Origin of the sequence: Micromonospora sp. NPDC051196 (genome assembly GCF_040682415.1) — a bacterium.
In the GTDB taxonomy this organism is placed as follows: domain Bacteria; phylum Actinomycetota; class Actinomycetes; order Mycobacteriales; family Micromonosporaceae; genus Micromonospora.
In genome coordinates this window covers 1-22,159 of sequence record NZ_JBFBAY010000016.1, presented here as the reverse complement: position 1 = coordinate 22,159, position 22,159 = coordinate 1, and the positions used below count along the sequence as shown (strand labels likewise).

Annotated in this window: 24 protein-coding genes; 21 read left to right on the top strand and 3 right to left on the bottom strand. The window is 71.6% G+C overall.

Translation table 11 applies throughout. From position 1 onward, the window contains the following. Nucleotide 1: 1 nt before the first annotated feature. The 4 genes from AB0M35_RS24585 (at nucleotide 2) to AB0M35_RS24570 (ending at nucleotide 2,316) form a co-directional block, all read left to right on the top strand. Complete coding sequence (locus tag AB0M35_RS24585) at nucleotides 2-745, top strand: response regulator transcription factor (protein WP_363748163.1); 744 nt, start codon at nucleotides 2-4, stop codon at nucleotides 743-745. Further along, complete coding sequence (locus tag AB0M35_RS24580; protein WP_363748162.1) at nucleotides 742-1,344, top strand: hypothetical protein; 603 nt, start codon at nucleotides 742-744, stop codon at nucleotides 1,342-1,344. The genes AB0M35_RS24585 and AB0M35_RS24580 overlap by 4 nt, the downstream gene beginning before the upstream one ends. A gap of 15 nt (nucleotides 1,345-1,359) precedes the next feature. Beyond that, nucleotides 1,360-1,734 carry a DUF2267 domain-containing protein gene (locus AB0M35_RS24575; RefSeq protein WP_363748160.1) on the top strand — a complete coding sequence of 125 codons (375 nt, stop codon included), beginning with the start codon at nucleotides 1,360-1,362 and terminating at the stop codon, nucleotides 1,732-1,734. A 102-nt stretch (nucleotides 1,735-1,836) separates the two neighbouring features. After that, nucleotides 1,837-2,316 (top strand): type II toxin-antitoxin system PemK/MazF family toxin, encoded by a 480-nt coding sequence (locus tag AB0M35_RS24570; protein ID WP_363748159.1) that lies wholly within the window; start codon nucleotides 1,837-1,839, stop codon nucleotides 2,314-2,316. Between the two features lie 133 nt (nucleotides 2,317-2,449). On the opposite strand, the gene AB0M35_RS24565 is transcribed toward AB0M35_RS24570, so the two are convergent. Beyond that, nucleotides 2,450-3,097, bottom strand: a complete 648-nt coding sequence (locus AB0M35_RS24565) for a GGDEF domain-containing protein (RefSeq protein WP_363748158.1) — start codon at nucleotides 3,095-3,097, stop codon at nucleotides 2,450-2,452. Between the two features lie 257 nt (nucleotides 3,098-3,354). On the opposite strand from AB0M35_RS24565, the gene AB0M35_RS24560 reads away from it, so the two are divergent. The 5 genes from AB0M35_RS24560 to AB0M35_RS24540 all read left to right on the top strand — a co-directional run bounded on the left by AB0M35_RS24560 (nucleotide 3,355) and on the right by AB0M35_RS24540 (nucleotide 7,731). Further along, nucleotides 3,355-3,597 (top strand): DUF397 domain-containing protein, encoded by a 243-nt coding sequence (locus AB0M35_RS24560; protein ID WP_363748157.1) that lies wholly within the window; start codon nucleotides 3,355-3,357, stop codon nucleotides 3,595-3,597. A gap of 131 nt (nucleotides 3,598-3,728) precedes the next feature. After that, nucleotides 3,729-4,616: a helix-turn-helix transcriptional regulator gene (locus tag AB0M35_RS24555; RefSeq protein ID WP_363748156.1), complete on the top strand. Its 888-nt coding sequence runs from the start codon at nucleotides 3,729-3,731 to the stop codon at nucleotides 4,614-4,616. Between the two features lie 157 nt (nucleotides 4,617-4,773). Next, a complete protein-coding gene (locus AB0M35_RS24550; protein WP_363748155.1) occupies nucleotides 4,774-5,823 on the top strand; it encodes a LacI family DNA-binding transcriptional regulator in 1,050 nt (349 codons plus the stop codon). Nucleotides 5,824-5,825: 2 nt separating this feature from the next. Then, on the top strand, nucleotides 5,826-6,032 hold the full coding sequence (locus AB0M35_RS24545) for a hypothetical protein (RefSeq protein WP_363748154.1): 207 nt from the start codon (nucleotides 5,826-5,828) through the stop codon (nucleotides 6,030-6,032). Nucleotides 6,033-6,141: 109 nt separating this feature from the next. Further along, nucleotides 6,142-7,731, top strand: a complete 1,590-nt coding sequence (locus AB0M35_RS24540; RefSeq protein WP_363748153.1) for a serine/threonine-protein kinase — start codon at nucleotides 6,142-6,144, stop codon at nucleotides 7,729-7,731. A 6-nt stretch (nucleotides 7,732-7,737) separates the two neighbouring features. Here the strand turns inward: AB0M35_RS24540 and AB0M35_RS24535 are convergent, their stop codons facing one another. After that, nucleotides 7,738-8,448, bottom strand: coding sequence for a carbon-nitrogen hydrolase family protein (locus AB0M35_RS24535; RefSeq protein WP_363748151.1), 711 nt, complete (start codon nucleotides 8,446-8,448; stop codon nucleotides 7,738-7,740). An 82-nt stretch (nucleotides 8,449-8,530) separates the two neighbouring features. Between AB0M35_RS24535 and AB0M35_RS24530 the strand changes: the two genes are divergently transcribed. Both AB0M35_RS24530 and AB0M35_RS24525 read left to right on the top strand, forming a co-directional pair. Then, nucleotides 8,531-9,337, top strand: a complete 807-nt coding sequence (locus tag AB0M35_RS24530) for a DedA family protein (RefSeq protein ID WP_363748150.1) — start codon at nucleotides 8,531-8,533, stop codon at nucleotides 9,335-9,337. 75 nt (nucleotides 9,338-9,412) lie between these two features. Continuing rightward, nucleotides 9,413-9,841, top strand: a complete 429-nt coding sequence (locus tag AB0M35_RS24525) for a protein-tyrosine phosphatase family protein (RefSeq protein WP_363748149.1) — start codon at nucleotides 9,413-9,415, stop codon at nucleotides 9,839-9,841. Nucleotides 9,842-9,976: 135 nt separating this feature from the next. Here AB0M35_RS24525 and AB0M35_RS24520 read toward each other — a convergent pair whose 3' ends face one another. Then, the gene (locus AB0M35_RS24520) at nucleotides 9,977-10,894 is read right to left on the bottom strand and encodes a hypothetical protein (protein WP_363748148.1); all 918 of its coding nucleotides are present in this window, start codon (nucleotides 10,892-10,894) and stop codon (nucleotides 9,977-9,979) included. Between the two features lie 306 nt (nucleotides 10,895-11,200). Between AB0M35_RS24520 and AB0M35_RS24515 the strand changes: the two genes are divergently transcribed. The 10 genes from AB0M35_RS24515 (at nucleotide 11,201) to mnhG (ending at nucleotide 22,108) form a co-directional block, all read left to right on the top strand. Continuing rightward, nucleotides 11,201-12,439, top strand: a complete 1,239-nt coding sequence (locus AB0M35_RS24515) for a serine hydrolase (RefSeq protein WP_363748147.1) — start codon at nucleotides 11,201-11,203, stop codon at nucleotides 12,437-12,439. A gap of 117 nt (nucleotides 12,440-12,556) precedes the next feature. Further along, complete coding sequence (locus tag AB0M35_RS24510; protein ID WP_363748146.1) at nucleotides 12,557-13,795, top strand: D-alanyl-D-alanine carboxypeptidase; 1,239 nt, start codon at nucleotides 12,557-12,559, stop codon at nucleotides 13,793-13,795. Further along, nucleotides 13,792-14,646 (top strand): M15 family metallopeptidase, encoded by an 855-nt coding sequence (locus AB0M35_RS24505; RefSeq protein WP_363748145.1) that lies wholly within the window; start codon nucleotides 13,792-13,794, stop codon nucleotides 14,644-14,646. The genes AB0M35_RS24510 and AB0M35_RS24505 overlap by 4 nt, the downstream gene beginning before the upstream one ends. Nucleotides 14,647-14,878: 232 nt before the next feature. Next, nucleotides 14,879-15,808: an ion transporter gene (locus AB0M35_RS24500; RefSeq protein ID WP_363748144.1), complete on the top strand. Its 930-nt coding sequence runs from the start codon at nucleotides 14,879-14,881 to the stop codon at nucleotides 15,806-15,808. Nucleotides 15,809-16,011: 203 nt separating this feature from the next. Next, the gene (locus AB0M35_RS24495) at nucleotides 16,012-18,834 is read left to right on the top strand and encodes a Na+/H+ antiporter subunit A (protein ID WP_363748142.1); all 2,823 of its coding nucleotides are present in this window, start codon (nucleotides 16,012-16,014) and stop codon (nucleotides 18,832-18,834) included. Further along, nucleotides 18,831-19,292 (top strand): Na(+)/H(+) antiporter subunit C, encoded by a 462-nt coding sequence (locus AB0M35_RS24490; protein WP_363748141.1) that lies wholly within the window; start codon nucleotides 18,831-18,833, stop codon nucleotides 19,290-19,292. Before AB0M35_RS24495 ends, AB0M35_RS24490 begins: the two co-directional genes overlap by 4 nt. Next, on the top strand, nucleotides 19,289-20,866 hold the full coding sequence (locus tag AB0M35_RS24485) for a Na+/H+ antiporter subunit D (protein ID WP_363748139.1): 1,578 nt from the start codon (nucleotides 19,289-19,291) through the stop codon (nucleotides 20,864-20,866). The genes AB0M35_RS24490 and AB0M35_RS24485 overlap by 4 nt, the downstream gene beginning before the upstream one ends. Continuing rightward, entirely contained in the window at nucleotides 20,863-21,486 is a 624-nt protein-coding gene (locus AB0M35_RS24480; protein ID WP_363748138.1) for a Na+/H+ antiporter subunit E, read from the top strand. The genes AB0M35_RS24485 and AB0M35_RS24480 overlap by 4 nt, the downstream gene beginning before the upstream one ends. Further along, a complete protein-coding gene (locus AB0M35_RS24475; RefSeq protein ID WP_363748136.1) occupies nucleotides 21,483-21,746 on the top strand; it encodes a monovalent cation/H+ antiporter complex subunit F in 264 nt (87 codons plus the stop codon). Before AB0M35_RS24480 ends, AB0M35_RS24475 begins: the two co-directional genes overlap by 4 nt. Then, nucleotides 21,743-22,108, top strand: coding sequence for a monovalent cation/H(+) antiporter subunit G (gene mnhG, locus AB0M35_RS24470; RefSeq protein WP_363748135.1), 366 nt, complete (start codon nucleotides 21,743-21,745; stop codon nucleotides 22,106-22,108). The genes AB0M35_RS24475 and mnhG overlap by 4 nt, the downstream gene beginning before the upstream one ends. Nucleotides 22,109-22,159 lie beyond the last annotated feature (51 nt).

The following is a 22,159-nucleotide window of genomic DNA, read 5'->3' as shown; positions in this document are numbered from 1 at the left end:
GATGAACAATCTCGTCGAGGCCACCAGAGGTGACCATCGATCCGACGGGCGTTTCGTGCTGCTCGTGGTGGACGACGACGAGAGCGTCGGCGCCGCGCTGGTCGCCGAACTGGCCGACCATCGGGTACGCGGACACCACTACCCGCACGCCGCCGAGGCGCTGCTGGACGCCGGTGCCCTGCAACCCGACGCCGCCGTCGTCGCTGCTGGGCTGACCAGCATGAGCAGCACCGAGGTGGTGCGGCTGCTCGCCCGCCGGGCCGGCATCCCGACCGTGGTGGGCGTGGGCGACGACGACGGTGGGGTGGCCGCCGCCGCGCTGAAGGCGGGCGCGACGGCCGGTGTCCGGCGCCCCTACCGGGCAGCGGAGGTGCTGCCGATCCTGCGCGCGATCCGCCCGGAGACCGCCGGTGCCCTCGACCCGCCGATCGAGCTCGGCGGGTTGCGGGTGGACCCGGCGACGTTCGAGGTGAGCCAACACGGTCGGGTGGTGGCCCTGCCGCTGAAGGAGTTCCGGCTGTTGTACTTCTTCATGAGCCACGCCGAGCGGACCGTCACCCGCGAGCAACTGCTCGTCGCCGGGTGGGGCGGGATCTCCGACGACACCTCCAACACGTTGACGGTGCACATCAAGCGGCTACGTCGGCGGCTCGCCCTCAACGGTGACCAGGCGCCGATGATCGTGACCGTACGCGGCCTCGGTTACCGCTTCGTGCCCACCACGATCACGCCGTCGGCCTCGTGACCACGCCGCACCGGGATTCGTCCGGCCCGACGGCGGGAGGTGCCCCGGCGGGCATGGTGCTGGTGGCGGTGCCGCTGGCGTACATGCCGCACGTCGCCCGCCTGCTGGCCGACCTCGACGCCCGGCAGCGGACCGCCCCGGTGCCGCGAGGCCGGTCCACGTCGGTGCCGGACGCACCGGCCAGCGACTGGACGGTCGATGAGCTGCGGCGGCTCAGCCTGGGCGCCAGCGCCACCCACCGGACGGTCGCGGCGATGCTCGACGCGCTGGCCGCCGAGCCGGGCCGGCAGTTCACCGTGCAGGAGTTGAGTCAGACCACCGGTCGACCCCGGCAGAAGATCATCGGGGCGATGGCGGGACTGACCCGGCTGTTGAAGGCACACCACGACTACGCAGGGCGTGGCCTTCCGTTCGATCGGACACCGGGGCGGCCGGAGGCGCCCCGCGAGCTGTGCTACAGCGTGGACCGGCACCGGGCGGCCGACTGGCGTACGGCTCGGTTGTCGCGTACGGCCGGAACCCCGCCGGAGACCGCCGCTGCCTCACCGGACGGTCGTCGTTTATCCGGCACGGGCGGGGGTAACCAGCGCGGCGCCTGACGACGGGAGGGTGCCGTGCGGTTTCCCCTATTCGTCGACGCGGTGTCGCGTCGGTCCGGGCTGTCGCCGGACCTCTCCGCCAGCATGGCGCGTGCGGTGCTGCGTACCCTGGCGGAACGGATGACCGACGAGCCGACGACCGATCCCACCGGGTACCTGCCGGACGAGCTGAGTGAGCCGTTCACGGCCGGGCCGGGGGACTTCCTCAGCCGCGTCGGCGAGCGGGCCGGGGTGGACGAGCGGACGGCGGGCCTCGGTGCGGCTGCGGTCTTCGCGACGCTGCGCGAGGCGGTCACCGTCGACGAGTTCCGGGCGTTGGTCGCCGGGTTGCCCACCGGCGGCGACGGCATCATCGACCCGACCACCGGGCCGGACGAGACCTGGCCCTGAGCGGGCACCCCGGGCACCACGCCCGCCGGTCACCTGCGCAAGGTAGGCCCGGCAGGCATCCCTGCCGCAGGGGCGGTCGGCGACAGCCGATAGGCTGCCGCCGTGGCAGGTCTGTTGAGGAGTATGGCGGCCCGTGTCGGTGCCGTGATCCCGGTTCCCCGGCGTCCGGGGCCGAGCCCGGCCAAGGTCGCGCGGCCCCGTCAGGTCACCGCGCTTCAGCGCCGGCAACTGTCTTACGCCCCGGAGCCCGACGGCCAGGCCGACCCGGGGGAGATCGTCTGGACCTGGGTGTCCTACGAGGACGACCCCCGCCAGGGCAAGGACCGGCCGGTGCTGGTGGTGGGCCGACACAGCCGGACGCTGTTCGGGCTGATGCTCTCCAGCCGTGACCGCGATGGGGAGCGGCACTGGCTGGCCCTCGGGCCGGGCGAGTGGGACCGGGACAACCGGCCCAGCTGGGTGCGGCTCGATCGGGTGCTGACCATGCGGGAGGACGGCATCCGGCGCGAGGGCGCGGTGCTGGACCGGGCCCGCTTCGACCGGGTCGGCGCGGCCCTGCGCGCCGGCTACGGCTGGCACTGAGCTTCTGTGTGCCGGGCTCCGGCCCGGCATTGAGCTTCTGCGTGCCGGCTCCGGCCGGTGCTGGACTCGTGCGTACCGCCCTTGAGATGGCCCAGGTGACGGTCGCGCTCCCGGGCGGCGGCCCGGGAGCGGCTCAGCACTCGGCGAGATACGGGGCGTCGTGCAACGCTCGACGGGAGCGGGCCGCGGCGATGCCCTTGGCTTCGTACATCGCCGCGTCGGCGCGGTTGAGCGCCTCGGTGAGCTGGTTCCCGTGCACCGGTGCCAGCCCGACGGAGGCGGTCACCCGGACGGTCGCCACGCCCAGCGGAATCGGCGCGGCGAGCATGTCGTACAGCCGGTCGGTGGCGTGCTCGATCCATCGGCGGTCGACGGTCGGGGTGGCCAGCAGCCCCGCGAACTCGTCACCGCCGAGCCGGGCCACCAGGTTGTCGCCGGCGAAGGTGGCCAGCCGCTCGGCGACACTGATCAGGACGGTGTCTCCGGCAGCGTGGCCGTATCGGTCGTTGATCTGTTTGAAGTCGTTCAGGTCGAGCACCACGGCGACCAGCGGTCGGCCGGCGCAGTCGGTGAGCAGCGCCGCGGCGAGCCGGTAGAAGGCGCGTCGGTTCGGCAGGCCGGTCAACGGGTCATGGCTGGCGGCGTGCCGCTCGGCGGTGAGTTCGGCCTGGAGACGGCCGATCTCGGCCTCGGCACGTACGGCTCGGCGGCCCAGCTGCCAGGAGGAGAGCAGGGCGCCCACCGCACAGATGCCGGACGCGACGGTCAGCGGATCCGGCACCAAATCCTCCCCTCGCCGCAACACGCGCCCACCCCCTGGCCGACGAGCGTCGCCAGACAACCTCGTTTCCCCTGGTGACGACCAGGTTTGTGTAACAGATTGTGAGCGGATGGGCACCACACACATGCGCTATCATGCTCGCTGTCCATTGCAGATGCAATAGCAGATGCACGTGCAAATGAACGAGAAACCCACACCCTCGTGCCGCTACCGCTCCTCCCACGGCGCCGGCGCCTATCGGAGAGAACAGAACCCCCATGCAGCAGCAGCCGCCCAACGGTGTTCCCGCCGACCAGTTGCCTCCCCTCGCCTGGCAGAAGAGCCGGCGCAGCAATCCCAGTGGGAACTGCGTCGAGCTGGCGGAGTTGCCCGGGGGAGCGGGCATCGCGATGCGCAACTCCCGGCACCCCGAGGGGCCGGCGCTGATCTATACCGTCGACGAGATCGCGGCATTCGTGCTCGGTGCCCGTGACGGCGACTTCGATCACCTGATCGGCTGACCCGACATCCCATCGGCGGGATTCGCCGCACACGGGATGGATGTTCACCTCACTACAGGTTCATGGCATGCTTACACGTCGGTCGGACCGGTCCACCGGCGCGACCGACGACGGCATGCGGAGGACGGCAGGTGACCATGGTTTCCGCCGAGGAGGGCCCGGCGGCAGGCCCGACCGTGTTGCGGATGCTGCTGGGCGCACAGCTACGGCGGCTGCGGGAGTCGCGTGGGGTGACCCGGGAGAGTGCCGGCTGGGAGATTCGCTCGTCTGAGTCGAAGATCAGCCGGATGGAGCTCGGTCGGGTCGGCTTCAAGGAGCGCGACGTCGCCGACCTGCTCACCCTCTACGGTGTCACCGCCGAGCAGGAACGTGCCGCGATGCTCAAGCTGGCCCGTGACGCCAACAATCCAGGATGGTGGCACCGGTACGGCGACGTCCTGCCGTCGTGGTTCCAGTCGTACCTCGGCCTGGAGGCGGCCGCGGCGCTCATCCGCAGCTACGAGGTCCAGTTCGTACCGGGACTTTTGCAGACACCGGAGTACGCCCGCGCCGTGGTGCTGCTCGGCCACGGTCAGGCCGGGCCTGCGGAGATCGACCGTCGGGTGGACCTGCGGATGCGTCGCCAGGAGTTGTTGCGCCGACCGCGTCCGCCCCGCCTCTGGGCCGTGGTCGACGAGGCGGCGCTGCGCCGACCGATCGGCGGGCCGAAGGTGATGCGTGGCCAGTTGGAGGCGATGCTCGAGGCCACCCGCACGCCGAACGTCCGGTTGCAGGTCATTCCGTTCGCCGCCGGTGGGCATGCCGCCGCAGGCGGCGCCTTCACCATTCTCCGTTTCGGCGACCAGGATCTGCCCGACATCGTCTACATCGAGCAGTTGACCAGCGCGCTCTACCTCGACAAGCGGGAAGACCTCGACTTCTACGCGGTGGCCATGGAGCGGCTCTGCGTCGAGGCCGAGCCGCCGGAGCGTACGCCGGAGATCCTCGAACGGCTCATCGCCGAGCTCGCCGCCGCCTGACCCGACAGTCAGCCTGCCGACGAGGCGCGGTGCGCCTCGTCGGCGTGCCCGACTTCCGCGCGGACACCGTCACGTTCGGTCATTCGATTGACACCCTTCGGTCCGGCGACTAATCTCTGGATCGATCCAGTCTGAATCGATCCAGAAGGGAGGGCCGATGAAACCGACCCTGCGCGCGGTGGCCGAGGCCGTCGGTGTCTCCCGCAGTACCGTCTCCAACGCCTACGGCCGTCCGGACCAGCTCTCCACCGAGCTGCGCCAACGCATCCTCGACACCGCCCGGAAGATGGGCTATCCCGGCCCGAACCCGACCGCCCGGTCACTGCGACGCGGCTTCGTCGGCGCCATCGGGGTGCTGTTCACCTCGCGCCTGTCCTACGCCTTCACCGACCCCTTCGCCGTGCAGTTCCTCACCGGCGTTGCGGAGTCTGCCGAGCTTCACGGCAGCAGCCTGCTGCTCGTGCCACTGCCGGCCGACGCGGCCGGCGCCCGCAAGGCCGTGGAGAACGCCGCCGTCGACGGATTCTGCGTCTACTGCGGCGGCGACGAGGAGGGGGAGATCATCGACACGATCCGTGGCCGAGGGCTGCCCTTCGTCACCACCTCGTCGCGCCCCCGCGCGCAGGATCGGTGGGTGGGCATCGACGAGCGGGCCGCCGCCCGGTCGGCGGCCGAGCATCTGACCGGTCTCGGTCACCGGCGGGTCGCCCTGCTCGCGGACAGCGTGCTGCCCGACACCGCAGCCGGGCGGGTGCGGGTCCCCGACGTGGCCGACGTGCCGCACCCCACCACCCGGGAACGTCTTGCCGGCTTCGCCGACGCCTTCGCGGCGGTCGGGGTCGCCTGGTCCGAGCTGACGGTCCTCTCGGCGGCCGACAACAGCCGCGCCGCCGGCGCCGCAGCCGTACTCCCGCCGGACGCCCTGCCCGAGCCGACCACCGCCGTGCTGGCCTGCTCCGACGTGCTCGCCCTCGGCGTGCTCGACGCGCTGCGCGGCGCCGGTCGGCGGCTCTCGGTGACCGGCTTCGACGACATCGCCGAGGCGGCTCCCGCCGGCCTGACCACCGTTCTCCAGCCCGGTGTGGAAAAGGGGCGCCGCGCCGCCGAACTCCTGCTCGACCCGCCCGTGGCCCCTGACGCACAGCAGATCCTGCTGCCCACCACGCTCGTCGTCCGGACCAGCACCGGACCAGCCCCGAGGAGTTGACCATGGAACAGCCCACCGGCTTCATCTTCGCCATCGACGCGGTCACCCGGCACGTCAACTCCGCTCGACCGGACGCACCCGTGCGTCCCGAGCCGCCGCGTACCCCGCGCCTGACGGGGGCCCGCCAACTCGCCGCCGTGGCCCTGCGCCGGCTGGCCGACCAGATCCAGCCCGTCTCACGGCCCGTCACGCCCCACTGCACCCGGTAGCGGCGAACGCGACAACCGTGAGGAACTGCGCACCGCACGCACCGAACCGACGCACCACCCGCACCGCCGGGTGGTGCGTCGGTTCGGTGACCAGGCAGACTGGGCGCTGATGTCGCCGTTCACCCCCAACCTCCGCCTGCACGACCGCTATGCGGTGCGGGACCGCATCGGCCTCGGCGGCATGTCCGAGGTGTGGCGCGCCGACGACGAGGTCCTCGGCCGACCCGTCGCGGTGAAGGTGCTCGCCGCCACCTTCGCCGCCGACCCGGATCTGCGGGCCACCATCCGCCGCGAAGCCCGCGCCGCGGCCCGGCTCGCCCACCCGCACGTGACCCAGGTGTACGACTACGGTGAGGCCAGCCTCGACGGGACGGTCGTGCCGTACCTGGTGATGGAACTGGTCGACGGGCGGAATCTCGCCGACCGGCTGGCGGACGGGCCGCTGCCGTGGCCGTCGGCGCTACGGATGGCCGCCCAGGTGGCCGCCGCGCTGGCCGCCGCACACCGGATCGGCGTGGTGCACCGCGACATCAAACCCGGCAACGTGATGCTCACCGAGACCGGCGCCAAGGTGCTGGACTTCGGTATCGCCGCGCTCGCCGGGCCGCTGCCCGCCGGCACCGGACGGGCCGCCGTCGAACCCATGATGGGTACGCCCGCGTACACCGCTCCCGAGCGGTTGCAGGCCGCGGCACCGGACCCGGCCAGCGACGTGTACGCACTCGGCGTGCTGCTCTACCGCGCGCTCACCGGTGACGTGCCGCTGCCCGTCGACAGCTGGGAAGACGCCCTGGTGGTGCACGCCAACCGCCGGCCGGTGCCGCCACTGCGGGTGACCGGGCTACCCGCCGACATCGCCGCTCTGGTGCTGGCCTGCCTGGACCCTGACCCGGGGCGGCGACCCACGGCCGGCCAACTCGCCGCCCGGTTCCGCGCCGCTGCCACCGACCCGGCCGGTCCGGCCACCGCCGTGCTGCCGATCGTCGCCACCCCGGCCGGCGCCGATCACGACGCGGCCACCACGTCCGGCACCGGACCGACCCCGGCGCATCCGCCGACCCTCGTGGACCACACCGACACCCGATCCGCCGACGTTTCCCGGTTCGCCCGTTCGACCCCTGGACCGCCGCCACGTCCCCCAGGGTTCGGGGGCACATTCCCTGACGCGTTCCGTCCCGGCGACCCGCCACCCGGCGCGGTCCGGGCTGCCCGGGCGGCGGGCCGGTCGGGGCGCCTACGTCCTCGGGCTGGCGCACTGGTCGCCGCCGCCCTGGTTCTGCTGGTGGGGCTCGGTGTGGTGCTGGCCCCCGGCGACAAGGACGACGAGCAGCCCACGGCCGCGCCCGCCAGCTCTCCGGCGGCCCCGCCGACCTCGGCCACGCCTGCGGCACCCCGGCCCAGCCCCACCCCGTCGCAGGCCGCCGATCCGGTGAACCTGCGTGGGTTCGCCACCGAGTTCATCGCGATGCTCACCGAGGCGCAGTTCACCGACGGCATCGACCGCAAGGTGGCCGACCGGCTGCGTAAGGACCTCGCCAAGCTCGCTGCCGGCAAGCCCAAGGACCGCGAGAAGCGGATCGAGGACCTGCGCGAACGCATCGAGGACGAGGCGGAGCACGGCCGGATCACCGCCGACTTCGCCGTCCGTCTGGACGACCTGCTCGACCGGATCGAGGCGGCCCTGCCCGAGGAGGACTGACCGGCCTCAGGTCAGCGACACCCGCGCGTACTCGCCGGGGTCGCTGCCCGCCCGAGCCAGCACCGAGCCGTCCGGCGCCCAGACCGCCGAGCGGCCCGCCGTCTCCCGGTAGCCGCCGCCGGTCGGGCCGGCGAAGCTGGCCACCGCTACGTGGACGCGGTGCGTGCTGGCTATCCGCAGGGCCCGCTCGTCGGGTACCGCCGCGTCGGTCGCCGACTCCACCACGGAGGCGAGATAGACGTCGACGCCCAGGGCGCAGGTACGGGCCGCGTGTTCCGGGATCCCGGTGTCCTTGCAGATCGCCAGCCCGAGCCGCCAGCCGTCCACGGTGAGCACGACCGGCTCCGGACCGGGCACGAACCGGCGTGGCTCGGGTCCGCCGAGCCACATCTTGCGATACACCACCCGGACGCCGGTACCGTCGACCGCGAGGGTGGCGATGTGCTCGCCGGCAACCGGCGCGCCGACCAGGGCCAGCGATCCCGCCGCCGCGCAGGCGTCGATCAGCGGCGCCAGCAACGGGTCGGCCGGGTCGACCGGTGCGGCGTCTAGCTCGTAGCCGGTCAGGGAGAGTTCCGGGAAGACCACCACCCGGGCCGCCGCCGTACCGACCAGCGCCGCGTGCGCCGCCACGTTCGCGCCGACGTCGTACGCGCGGCACGCCGGCTGGGCCACGGCGATCCGCAGCGGACCCCGGGCAGCGAATGCAGTCTCCACTGTGCGCGAGCCTACGATCTCATGCAGTCCCGAGTCGATACCCGCGCAGCGCGCTCCCGACGAGGTTCGTAGGGTGGTACGGGTGATTCACTTCCCGCGAACCCCTTCCGCTGCCGACGTGCTCAGTCAGTCCGCGCCACCCGAGGACGGGCTGGTCGGCTTCGTCACCGACCTGGTGGAGCGTCTCGGTGGACCGGGCGCGGGCCTCGCCGTCGCGTTGGAGAACCTGTTCCCACCCATTCCCAGCGAGGTGATCCTGCCGCTGGCCGGGTTCGTCGCGGCCCAGGGCCGGATGAGCGTGGTCGGCGCGATCTTCTGGACCACGCTCGGGTCGCTGCTGGGCGCCCTGGCGCTCTACTGGATCGGCGCCACGTTGGGGCGGGAGCGGGTACGCGCGATCGCCGCCAAGCTGCCGCTGGTGAAGCTCAGCGACATCGACCGGACCGAGGAGTGGTTCCTCCGGCACGGGGTGAAGGCCGTCTTCTTCGGCCGGATGATCCCGATCTTCCGGAGCATGATCTCCATACCGGCCGGGGTGGAACGCATGCCGCTGCTCACCTTCGCGGTCTACACCACGCTGGGCAGCCTGATCTGGAACACCACCTTCGTCCTGGCCGGATACCTGCTCGGGGACAACTGGCATCTGGTCGAGTCGTACGCGGGCATCCTGCAGAACCTGGTCATCGTCGCCTGCGTGATCGGGCTGGTCTGGTTCGTGGTGACCCGACTGCGCCGTTCCCGACGTGCCGGCGGTCTGCGGTCCAACGACACCGGCGCCGGGCTGACCGACGCGGAACCGGCCAGCATCCCCGATCCGCACGGACGCGGCACCATCTACCGCAGCGCCTGGGCGGAGGGCCACCGACCCGACCGCGAACCACCGCGCTGATCGCGACGGCGGGTCCTGTCACCGCCCGCCCGGTCCCGCATCGATCCCGTTCGTCGGCGATGACAGACTGTGGTGATGGTTGGTGGGTCCGGTTGGGACGACGGCACCGGGGTGGTCGAGTTACCCGGCGGGGTGCGGGTGCGCGGGCGGCGGATCGCCGATGCCGCCTCGCCGGCCGACTTCAGTCTGCTGCTCGCGCCCGGGCCGGCACCGGCCTGGGCGCACCGGCGGGTACGGTGGCCGGACTTCTGGGTGCCGACGGACCGGGCCGACGCGCTGGACGCGCTGCGGGAGGCGCTGCGGCGCGGCTACGCCGGCCAGCGGGTGGAGGTGGCCTGCAAGGGCGGCACCGGGCGTACCGGCACCGCCCTGGCGGCGTTGGCGATCCTCGACGGGCTGCCCGCCGGGCAGGCGGTGGACTGGGTCCGTGCCGCCTATCGCCCCCGTGCGGTGGAAACCCCGTGGCAGCGTCGCTGGCTGCGCCGCCTGCCCGGCACGGCCTGACGGGCGAGGCCGAGCGGCCTCCGCCGCAGCTGCACGACTACCTGCGCGAGCGCGACCTGCCGTGACCCCGCCGCCGAACGTGGCACGGCCCGGGGTGCGGGGGTCGCAACCCCGCCCACCCCGGGCCGATCGGGCTCAGCGCGCCGAGCAGGGGCGGGCCAGATTGACCAGGTTGCCCGGCCGGTCGCCGTTGACCCGACCGATCGCGGTGGCGATCCGGTTGATGGCGGCGACACGCCGGTCCTCCAGCGGGCCGATCACGGCGTTCCGGACGAAGTTCGGGCCGCCCTCGGGCCGGATCGCCAGCTGGGCCAGGCGGGCGTCGGCGTCCGCGATCTGCTTGTCCAGGTTGGCCAGTTCGCGTTGGACCTCGGCGGCGGCCCGTGCGGGTACGGCCGGCAGCCGGTCTGCGACGCTCGGGCAGCTCACCGTCTGTGCGACGCCGACCCCGCCGTTGCCGTTGCCCGCGTTGCCGTTCCCGGCGTTGTTGCCCGCGTTGCCGTTCCCGGCGTTGTTGCCCGCGTTGCCGTTCCCGGCGTTGTTGTTGCCCGCGTTGCCGTTCCCCGCGTTGTTGCCGTTGCCGTTGCCGTTGCCGGCGTCGCGGTTGAGGGCGCTGGGAGTGCCCGGGGGGTTGAGGTCACAGGTGGCCAGGCTGTTGAGGTCGGGCCGCTGCCCTCCGACACGGTTGATGTTGATGCCGATGCGGTCGAGTGCGGCGACGCGCTTGCTGGCCAACGGGCCGAGGATGGCGTTGCGGATGAAGTTGGCGCCACCCTGTGGGTTGGCGGCCTGCTGGGCGAGCCGGGCGTTGGCCTCCTCGATCTGCTTGTCGAGGTTGGCCAGTTCCTGTTCGACACCGGCGATGGCGGCGGCGGGTACGTTGCTGAGCTTGTCCCGTACCGTCGGGCAGTTCGCCGTCTGCGCGCCGGTGCGGGCACCGTCGTCGGCCGAAGCCAGCGTCAGGCCGGCCCCGAGCAGCGCCACCGCGAGGAGGCCGACCCCGCCGACCTTCAAGGCCGCGTGCTTCCGGTGTCGTAGCGTACGCCTGACCATGCATCTCTCCTCATGATTGACCGGCCGGACGGGTCGACGAGGTCGGCCACCCGCCCGGCTGATGTGCCGTGGTTGCCCGGAGGGCAGCCCGACGACGGCGATGACTCCGCCTGCGCGTCGTGCTTCCGGGTATGGCCGGACGTGCTTCGGGAGCGCTCCCGCCGCAGGTCCGGGCGTTGGGTGTGGTTCGCTCGTGGATACGGGGTGCGTGAGCGATCGGTTCAATCAGTTCGCCGCGCAAGGCCGGCGTCGGGACCGCACCGGCGGGGTGGGACGTCCGGGATCTTGCCGTTAGTCTGCGTGTTCATGGATCTCCGGGCGCTGGCCACCGTCTTCGCCGTCCTCGCGATGGTGCTCGTTCCCGTGACTCCTGGTGCGGCGGCGACAACGCAGGGTGTCGCACCCGTGCCCACCGCGACACCCTGCCCGAAGGCGAAGGCGCCGAAGGTGCAACGGTCGCCGCGCCCGACTCCGCCGGCGGCGGTACCGGAGCACCGGGTCGTCGGCGGGGAAGCCCTCGCCACCCCGGGTCTCGTCGTGCCACCGCAGGCGCCCGCGCCGCCGAAGGTGACCGCGACCTCGTGGTTGGTGGCCGATCTGGACACCGGGGAGGTGCTGGGTGGTTGCGGTCCGCACGAGTACGCCACCCCGGCCAGCGTGCAGAAGCTGCTGCTGGCCGCGACCATGCTGCCGCGACTCGACCCGACCGAGGTCGTCGAGGTGACCCGGGCGGACCTGGACATCGCGCCGGGGAGTTCAGCGGTCGGGTTGCTTCCCGGCGGTCGGTACCGGGTGGAGAAGCTCTGGCTGGGGCTGCTGCTGCAATCGGGCAACGAGGCGGCCAACGCGCTGGCCCGCCTCGGCGGCGGGCCGGACGGTCTGGCCGGCGGAGTGCGGGCCATGAACGAGCAGGCCCGCCTACTCGGCGCTCTCCAGACCCACGCGGTCACCGCGTCCGGGCTGGACGCCCCGGGGCAGTTCACCAGCGCGTACGACCTCGCCCTGATCGCTCGGGCCTGCTTCGCCGACCCCACCTTCCGCAAGTACGTGCGCACCGAGCGGACCCGGATCCCGGCCCAGAAGGCGCTGGACGCCAAGGGCTTCCAGATCCAGAACAACAACCAGCTGATCTACCGTTATGCCGGCGCGCTCGGCGGGAAGACCGGCTTCACCGACTATGCCCGGCACACCTACGTCGGGGCCGCCGAGCGTGACGGCCGCCGCCTGGTCGTCACGCTGCTCGGTGCCGAGCCCCGGCCGCTGCGTGGCTGGGAACAGGGTGCCGCGTTGCTCGACTGGGGATTCGGTCTGCCGCGCGACGCCACGGTGGGCCGCCTGGTCGAGCCGGGGGAGTTGGCTGCCGGACCGGCGTCGCCGACGCCGGAGGTCGACCGGGTGCCGCCGGTGAACGTGACCACCTCGGCCGCCCTCGGTGACGCTCCGGGCGCGGGCATGTATGTGGCGTTGGCCGTGGGTGCGGCCGCGATCGCACTGGCCGTGCTCGCCGCACGACGCAGTCGCGCCGCCGATCGCCGACGGCGGTGACTCACCGGTCGGAAGGTGCCCCGCGACGTACCTCGCCCTCGCGCTGACAGTTCGGGAGACCTCCGTGCTGGTCGATTCGCCGGACCCGTCGGAATTCACCCGATAGTGTCAATGGCTGTGAGAGTCTCCGGCCTGGCCGTGGCGGTGACCGCGGCGCTTCTGACATCACCGCTGGTGCCCGTCACGGGTGCCGCCGCGGCGGCACCCGTGCCCTGCCCGCGCCCAGCGCCTCCCGCACCCGGTCCGACACCGTCGGCGACACCGTCTCCGGACCCGGTTGCGCGGGCGGTCGGCGGTGCCCAACTGGCGACCGCCGGTCTCGCCGTACCGCCGCAGGTGCCGGCGCCGCCGAAGGTGGCCGCGACCTCGTGGTTGGTGGCCGATCTGGACACCGGGGAGGTGCTGGGTGGTTGCGGTCCACACGAGTACGCCACCCCGGCCAGCGTGCAGAAGCTGCTGCTGGCCGCGACCATGCTGCCCCGGCTGGACCCGGCCGAGGTCGTCACCATCACCGCAGGCGACCTCGACATCGAGCCGGGCAGTTCGGCGGTGGGACTGGTGGAGGGTGGCCGGTACCGGATCGAGACGCTCTGGCTGGGACTGCTGCTGCGCTCGGGCAACGAGGTGGCCAACGCACTGGCCCGCCTCGGCGGCGGCGCGGACGGGATGGCCGGTGGCCTACGTGCGATGAACGAGCAGGCCCGGCTGCTCGGCGCGTACCAGACCCATGCCGCGACCCCCTCCGGGCTGGACGGTCCGGGGCAGTTCACCAGCGCGTACGACCTGGCCCTGATCGCCCGGGCCTGCTTCGCTGACGACCACTTCCGGCGGTACGTGGCCGCTCAGGAGGCGGACATCCCGGCCCAGCCGAAGCAGCGCGCCAAGGGTTTCACTATCGACAACGACAACCAGCTGCTCTACCGCTACCCGGGTGCGCTGGGCGGCAAGACCGGCTACACCGACCTCGCCCGGCACACCTACGTCGGTGCGGCCGAGCGCAACGGACGTCGGCTCGTGGTCACCCTGCTCGGCGCTGACGTGATCGACCAGCGTGGTTGGCAACAGGGCGCCGCGCTGCTCGACTGGGGCTTCGCCCTGCCCCGCGACGCCTCGGTCGGTGTGCTGGTGCGCCCCGGCGCCACCACCGCCTCCGCACCGCCCACCACGATGCCACCACAGGCGCTGCCCGGTGGCGCGTCCGGTGGCGAGACGACCGGCCGGCAGGCGCTGGCCGACCAGCTCCGGTCGGTCTCGTACCTGCTCCTCGCTGTCGGCCTCACCGTACTGGTCGGCGCTCTGATCGGGCGTCGTCGCCGGCTGCGTGCCGCGGGTCGCGTACCCACCTCGCGCGGTTGACCGGCAGACGGCGGCGGCCGGCACCGCCCGTCGGCCGCCAGCTGGGCTGGTCGAAGGTGGTTGCGGCGCTGGTGGTGGGCCTGGTGACGGTGACCGGGTGCAGCCGGCCGCAGAGCGCACCGCAACCGTCCGCACCACAACCGTCGCCGGCACCGACGGGGCCGGGTTTCGTCGTGCTGTCCGATGTGGACTCCCGCATCCTGACCGACATCCGGTACGCCGGTCCGCACAACTTCGTCGGCCGGCCGGTCACCGGCTACGCCGAGCCGGTGTGCCTGCTCACCGCCCGGGCCGCCGAGGCGCTGCGTCGGGTGCAGGACGCCGCGCTCGCCACCGGCCACACCCTCAAGGTGTACGACTGCTACCGCCCCCAGTCAGCCGCGGACGAGTTCCTGACCTGGGCGCGCCGCCTCGACGACCAGCAGATGAAGGGCGAGTTCTACCCCAGGGTGGCCAAGTCGGACCTGTTCGACCGGGGCTATCTCGGCGCCCCCACCGCCCACAGCCGGGGCAGCACGGTCGACGTCACGCTGGTCGACCTACCCGCGCCCCGGCAGGCTGAATACGTTCCCGGCCAGCCCCTGGTGGCCTGCACCGCCGGGCAGTCGGAGCGGTTCGGCGACAACAGCGTCGACATGGGTACCGGCTACGACTGCTTCGACCCGCTCGCGCACACCGACGCCACCGGGGTCGGCGCGACCGCCCGAGCGAACCGACAGCTGCTACGGCAGTTGATGACCGACGGCGGGTTCGTCGGCTACGACCGGGAGTGGTGGCACTTCCGCTACCGCGACGAACCCTGGCCGGACACCTACTTCGACCTGCCGGTCGCCCGCTCCTCGGCCGGCTGACGCCCCCGACCCCGGACGCTCCACTCACCTGCGCAGGCGCCGCCGGCAGGTGCAACCGCGACTTCCGAAGCGGTGTGCGAAATATCATGAACCTGGTTCGTCGGCTGGGCGGGTGATGTTGGCCGGAGTCGCCCCGTAGGCTGTCGGCCATGACTGCCGTACGTCGATGCCTAAGTGACGCACGGTGGCTGGCGCAGCCGGCCCCAGCGCTCGTGCCGAGGTCAGCTGTCCGGTGAGTCATGGTGCGCCTGTACCGGCCCAGCGACGCGGGCCGGTCGACTCACAACGGTCCGGGCTGGTCGACGCGTGCGCGCGGATCGCCGCCTCCCGTCCGTTCGAGCTCGCCATCGTCGCGGTGATCCTGGCCAACGGCGTGGTCCTCGGGCTGGAGACCTACCCCGACCTGGGTGCGGCGGGCACCGCCCTGCACGCCGTCGAGTGGGGCTTCCGGGTGATCTTCGTCATCGAGATCGCCATCCGGCTGCTGGCCTACGGACGCCGACCGCAGGACTTCTTCCGGCAGGGCTGGAACGTCTTCGATTTCATGGTGATCGCGGCGATATTCATCCCGGGCCTGCACGGCGACTCGGCGCTGCTGCGCGTCGTACGGGTGCTGCGAATGGTGCGGTTGGTGCGGTTCTCACCCGGCCTGCGCACGATCGTCGCGGCGCTGTGGCGCAGTCTGCCGGGCATCGGTGGCTTCTTCGCCCTGGCCGTGGTGACCCTCTACGTCTACGGCATGGCCGGATGGCTGATCTTCGGCAAGGTCTACCCGGAGCAGTACGGGGACATCGGACGGTCCCTGCTGACCCTGTTCGTGCTGCTGTCCCTGGAGACCCTGCCCGACCTCATCGAGCAGGGCATGGCGGTGTCGCCGTGGACGGTGCTCTACTACGGCAGCTTCGTGGTGATCACGGTCAACCTGCTGCTCAACATTCTGATCGCCGTCTTCGTCAACTCCATGGAGGAGGCGCGCCGGTTGGAGATGACCGAAGGGCTCGCCCCCGGCTACGACGAGGATGGCGACGGGGTCCCCGACGAGCTGGACCGCATCGCGATCAGCCAGCGCCTCGACGATCTGCGCACCCTCATCGTCGAGCTTGAGCGGGAGCTGCGGATCGATCGCGACGACGGGCGGGGACGCCGGGTGTTAAAGGACTGAACGAACGTTTTTGACCGAAGCGGACTCGCCGATCGACGGCGGGTTTCGGCCGTGATTCCAACTGTGAAACACCGGTGAACTCGAACGACGTTCTGAGTGCTCTGTCGCCGGACACACCTTTGATCCAAATCACGGCAGATGCAGACAGCGGTCCTTACCGGATAGGGTCGTTGCACCGACTGATGATCTCCCGAGGAGGGTGTGTGCTGGTTCTGGTGGCGGTCCATGCGCTGACAGCCGTGATCGCCCCGGCGCTGGTGCGACTCTGGGGACGGCACGCCCTCTACGTGGTCGCGTTGGTCCCTGGAGCGACGCTGGCGTGGGCGCTGACACACACCGGCGGAGTCCGTTCCGGCGAGCCAGTTGTCGAGACGGTGACCTGGGTGCCGCAGCTCGGCCTGGAGCTCGCGCTGCGGATGGGGACGCTGTCCTGGCTGATGGTCGTGCTGGTCGGTGGCGTAGGTGCACTGGTGCTGGCCTACAGCGCCCGTTACTTCCGCTCCGACGACCCGGGCCTGGGCCGCTTCGCCGCGGTGTTCGTGGCCTTCGCCGGTGCGATGCTCGGCCTGGTCGTCTCCGACGACCTGCTGCTGCTGTACGTGTTCTGGGAGCTGACCACCGTCTTCTCCTACCTGCTGATCGGCTACGACCCGGCGAAGCGGGCCAGTCGACGGGCCGCCATGCAGGCGTTGCTGGTGACCACGCTGGGCGGCCTGGCGATGCTCGCCGGGTTCATCATGCTCGGCCAGCACGCCGGCAGCTACCGCTGGTCCTCCGTCGCCGAGAACCTGCCCAGCGGCGGCTATCTGGCGACCGCCCTGGTGCTGGTCCTGCTGGGCGCGTTGAGCAAGTCGGCGATCTTCCCGTTCAGCTTCTGGTTGCCCGGCGCGATGGCGGCGCCCACGCCGGTCAGCGCGTACCTGCACGCCGCAGCCATGGTCAAAGCGGGCGTCTTCCTGGTCGCCCTGATGGGCCCCGCCGTCGCGGAAGTCGCCCCGTGGCGGCCGGTGCTGCTCGTCGGTGGCCTGATCACGATGTTCCTCGGCGGCTGGTCCGCGCTGCGCCAGGTCGATCTCAAACTGCTGTTGGCCTACGGCACGGTAAGCCAGCTCGGCCTGCTCATGGTGATCCTCGGCGCCGGGACCCGGGACACCGCGCTGGCCGGCGTGGCCATGGTGCTCGCCCACGCGCTGTTCAAAGCCGCCCTCTTCCTCACCGTCGGCGTCATCGACCACGCCACCGGCACCCGTGACCTGCGTGAACTCAGCGGTGTAGGGCGCCGCGCCCCCGCCCTGGCCGTGGTGGCGGGGCTCGCCGCGGCCTCCATGGCCGGTCTGCCGCCGATGGCCGGATTCGTCGCCAAAGAGGCCGCGGTCGAGGCGCTGCTGCACGGCGGCACCGCCGACCTGGTGGTGCTGGCCGGTGTGATCTTCGGCTCGGTGCTGACCGTGGCGTACACGCTGCGGTACCTGTGGGGCGCCTTCGCCGACAAGCCCGGTGTCGCGGTCACCACGGTCCGCCCGGTGTCCTGGGCGATCCTCACCCCGGCCGCCGTGCTGGCCCTCGCCGGGGTCGCCGTCGGCGTACTCGCCCCGGCGGTGGATCGCCTGCTTGCCCCGTACGCCGACCTCTACCAGTCCGCCGAGCCCGGCTACCACCTGGCGTTGTGGCACGGCCTCACCCCGGCGCTCGGCCTTTCCGTGCTGGCCGTGGCCGGCGGTGCCGGGCTGTTCGCCCTGATGCGTCGCGAGCGGGTCCGGGCCACCATGCGGCTGCCGTTCGACGGTGCCGTGGCGTACAAGAAGTGCATCAACGCCATCGACCGGCTCGCCGTCGAGCTGACCGGTAGGACCCAGCGTGGTTCGCTGCCGTTCTACCTCGGCGTCATCCTGGTGGTGATGGTCGTCTTGCCGGGCGGTGCGCTGCTGGCCGGCAGCCCTTGGCCACAGCGCTTCCATCTGTGGGACACCCCGTTGCAGGGAGTCGCCGCAGCAATGGTGGTGATCGCCGCCGTCATGGCCGCCCGCGCCCTGCGTCGGCTCACCGCGATGATCCTGGTCGGCGTGGCCGGTTACGGCATCGCGCTGATGTTCATCCTGCACGGCGCACCCGACCTGGCATTGACCCAGTTCCTGGTGGAGACCGTCACGATCGTGATGTTCGTGCTGGTGCTGCGTCGACTGCCGGCGAAGTTCTCAGAGCGCCCGATCCGCTCCAGCCGGCGCGGGAGAGTCGCGATCGGTGTGGCCGTCGGCGCCGTCACCGCCGGCATGGCCTACGTCGCGGCGGGTGCCCGCCAGGCCATCCCGATCTCCGTCGACTTCCCCAACGAGGCGGTGTCCTACGGCGGCGGCAAGAACGTGGTCAACGTGACCCTGGTCGACATCCGGGCCTGGGACACGATGGGTGAGATCGCGGTGCTGGTGGTGGCCGCCACCGGCGTGGCCAGCTTGATCTTCCGCCATGCCCGCGACCTCGACCGGCGTGGCGACATCCCCGGCGGCGGCCGGACGGAGTACAACCGGCCCCGCTGGTTGACCACCGGCGCCACCGCACGGTCCCAGTCGGTCATCCTCCAGGTGATCACCCGGCTGCTGTTCCACGCCATCGTGCTGTTCTCCATCTACCTGCTGTTCAGTGGTCACAACGCCCCTGGTGGCGGGTTTGCCGCCGGTCTGGTCGCGGGCCTGGCCCTGGCCGTGCGTTACCTGGCCGGCGGTCGCACCGAACTCAACGGCGCCGCACCCGTCGACGCCGGTGTGGTGCTCGGCGCCGGATTGTTCGTGGCCGTCGGCACCGGCGTGGCCGCGATGCTGCTCGGCGGGGAGTTCCTCCAGAGCGCCCTGCTCGACTTCCACCTACCGGTGCTGGGTCACATCCACTTCGTCACGTCGGCCTTCTTCGACGTCGGTGTCTACCTGATCGTCGTCGGCCTGGTGCTGGACATCCTGCGCAGCCTCGGCGCCGAGATGGACCGCCAGCACGAGACCGAGGACGACGAGGTACGGGAAAAGGAGCTGGTGTGAGCCCCAATCTCACCTACGTCATCGTGGTCGGCGTGCTCGTCGCCGCCGGCGTGACGCTGCTGCTGGAACGCAGCCTCACCCGGGTCCTGATGGGCGTCATCCTGCTCGGTAACGGCGCGAACCTGCTGCTGCTCACCGGTGGGCGCGCCGGTGGCCCGCCGATCGTCGGCACCACTCCGCAGGAGGAGATGAGCGATCCACTGCCACAGGCGATGATCCTCACCGCCATCGTGATCACCCTTGGCATGACCGCGTTCCTGCTCGCCCTGGCGTACCGCAGTTGGCATCTCAACGGGCACGACGAGGTCCAGGACGACGTCGAGGACCGCCGGATCATGGATCTCGCGGACCGCGACGAGGTGCCGGACGACGACGTCGACGGCGACGATGACGATGATCCACCGACAGAGGACGAGCGGCGGCTGTCCGCCACGGCGAACGGGGGGAGGGCCGGATGACGTTCCTCGTTCCGCTGCCGGTGGTGATGCCACTGCTCGGCGCGGCCCTGACCCTGCTGCTGCTCGGCCGGCCCCGCGCCCAGCGGTGGGTGAGCCTCACTGTGCTCGCCGCCACCGTGGCGGTGGCCGCGACGCTGTTGATCCAGTCCAGCCTGAACGGGCCGCTCGTGGTGGAGGTCGGTGGCTGGGCCGCCCCGCTGGGCATCGTCCTGGTGGCCGACCAACTCGCCGCGTTGATGCTGGTGGTCTCCGCCGCGGTGACCCTCTGCGTGTTGGTGTACTCCATCGGGCAGGGTATGGCCGACGGCGACGAGGAGACTCCGCTGTCGGTCTACCACCCCACCTACCTGGTGTTGACCGCCGGCGTGTGCAACGCCTTCCTCTCCGGCGACCTGTTCAACCTCTACGTCGGCTTCGAGATCCTGCTGGTCGCCAGCTATGTGCTGCTCACCCTGGGCAGCACCGAGACCCGGATCCGGGCGGGCACCACCTACGTCGTGGTCAGCCTGCTCTCGTCGGTGATCTTCCTGGTCGCCATCGGTCTGGTGTACGCCTCGACCGGCACGCTCAACCTGGCCCAGCTCGTCGACCGGCTCGACGCCCTCCCCGACGACATCCGGCTGCTGCTGCAAGGCATGCTGCTGCTCGCCTTCGGCATCAAGGCCGCGGTGTTCCCGCTGTCGGCCTGGTTGCCGGACAGCTACCCCACCGCACCCGCCCCGGTCACCGCGGTCTTCGCCGGCCTGCTGACCAAGGTCGGCGTGTACGCCATCATCCGTACCGAGACGCTGCTGTTCCCCGGCGGCCGGACCGCGACCCTGCTGCTGGTGACAGCGGTGCTGACCATGGTGGTCGGCATCCTCGGCGCGGTCGCCCAGTCCGACATCAAACGGTTGCTGTCCTTCACGCTGATCAGCCATATCGGCTACATGCTCTTCGGCGTCGGGCTCACCTCGTCACTCGGGCTGTCCGCGGCGATCTTCTACGTGGTGCACCACATCACCATCCAGACCACCCTGTTCCTCGCCGCCGGCCTGGTCGAACGAAGAGGTGGCAGCACCGCCATGGACCGCCTCGGCGGCCTGGCCCGGCTGTCGCCGATCCTCGCCGTGCTGTTCTTCGTACCGGCGTTGAATCTCGCCGGCATCCCACCGTTCTCCGGGTTCCTCGGCAAGCTCGGCCTGGTGCAGGCCGGCATCGACGACGGTGGCGTGCTGGCCTGGATCCTGGTCGCCGGTGGCCTGCTCACCAGCCTGCTCACCCTGTACGCGGTGGCGCGGGTGTGGAACCTGGCCTTCTGGCGGGCGCCGCACCCGGACATGCCCTCGGCCGACGACTCGGAGCAGGCGGCCCGTACCGACGGAGCGATACAACCGCAGCAGTCGGGCGCCGCCGCGCAGACCGGTGCCGTGCTGCCCGGTCTGATGATCGCGCCGACGGTGGCGTTGGTGGTCTTCGGCCTGGTGCTGACGGTGGTGGCCGGTCCGCTGTTCGACCTGAGCACGGACGCCGCGAACGACCTGCTGCAACGCACCCCGTACGTCGACGCAGTCTTCCCGGGAGGTGCGCCGTGAGGCCCGACTCGATGACCCCGGCGGACCCGACCGACCCGCCGAACCCACCACTGAGCCCTACCGCCCGACGCCGGAACCGGATCACCGCAGTGATCTTCCTGGTGGTCGTCTGGGTGCTGCTCTGGGGCACGCTGTCCTGGGCCAACGTGATCAGTGGGCTGGTGGTGGCCGCCGTCCTGCTGGCGGTCTTCCCACTGCCGCCGGTCACCTTCGCGGGGCGCATCCACCCGCTCGGCGCGGCCCGGTTCCTGGTGCGCTTCCTGAGTGACCTCGTCGTCGCCTCCGTCCAGATCGCCTGGATGGCGCTGCGTCCCCGGCACGTGCCGCGCAGCGCCATCATCGCGGTACGCCTGCGGGTGAACACCGACCTCAACCTGACCCTCGCCGCGGAGGCGCTGTCCCTGGTGCCGGGCAGCCTGATCCTGGAGGCCGACCGCGCCACCGGCACCCTGTTCATCCACGTCATCAACGTCGACAGCCTGGCCGAGGTGGAGAAGTTCCGGCGCGGGGTGCTGGAGTTGGAGGAGCGCATCGTCGCCGCCATCGGTTCACCGGACGAGCAACGCCGCGTCCGCGAGACCCCACCGCCACCGCTAGACCTGGAAGGGGCAGCGGCATGACCATCGTCGCCGTGACCGTCACCGCGCTGCTCGCCGTGGCCGGTGCGCTCACCCTCACCCGCATCATCCGTGGCCCGTCGATTCTGGACCGGGCCGTGGCCACCGACGTGCTGCTGGCCATCATCGTCGCCGCCATCGCCACCGAGGCCGCCTACAGCCGGGACGCCACCGCGCTGCCGGTGCTGGTGGTGCTCGCCGTCCTCGGCTTCGTCGGGTCGGTCAGCGTCGCCCGCTTCGCCGCACGGAGAAACAGCAAATGAGCCTCGACGCCGTACTCGACATCGTCGCCGCCGTTTGCCTGATCAGCGGTGCCCTGCTCAGTCTCGCCGCCGGGGTGGCCCTGGTGCGCTTTCCCGACCTGCTCACCCGCATGCACGCCGCAGCCAAGCCACAGGTCCTCGGGCTGCTGCTGGTGCTGGTCGGGTGCGGTCTACGGCTGCGTACCGGGGTGGACATCACCACGCTGGTGTTGATCGGGGTCTTCCAGCTGGCCACCGCACCGGTCGCCGCCCACATGGTCGGTCGGGCCGGCTACCCGCACGGTGAGATCCGCACCGACCTCCTCCTCACCGACGAACTGGCCGCCCACCTGGACCGCCTAACCGACCCTCCCCGCCCCTAACACCCCCCCACCCCCACCCCCCACGCCGCACGCACCGCTCAACCCGCGCGT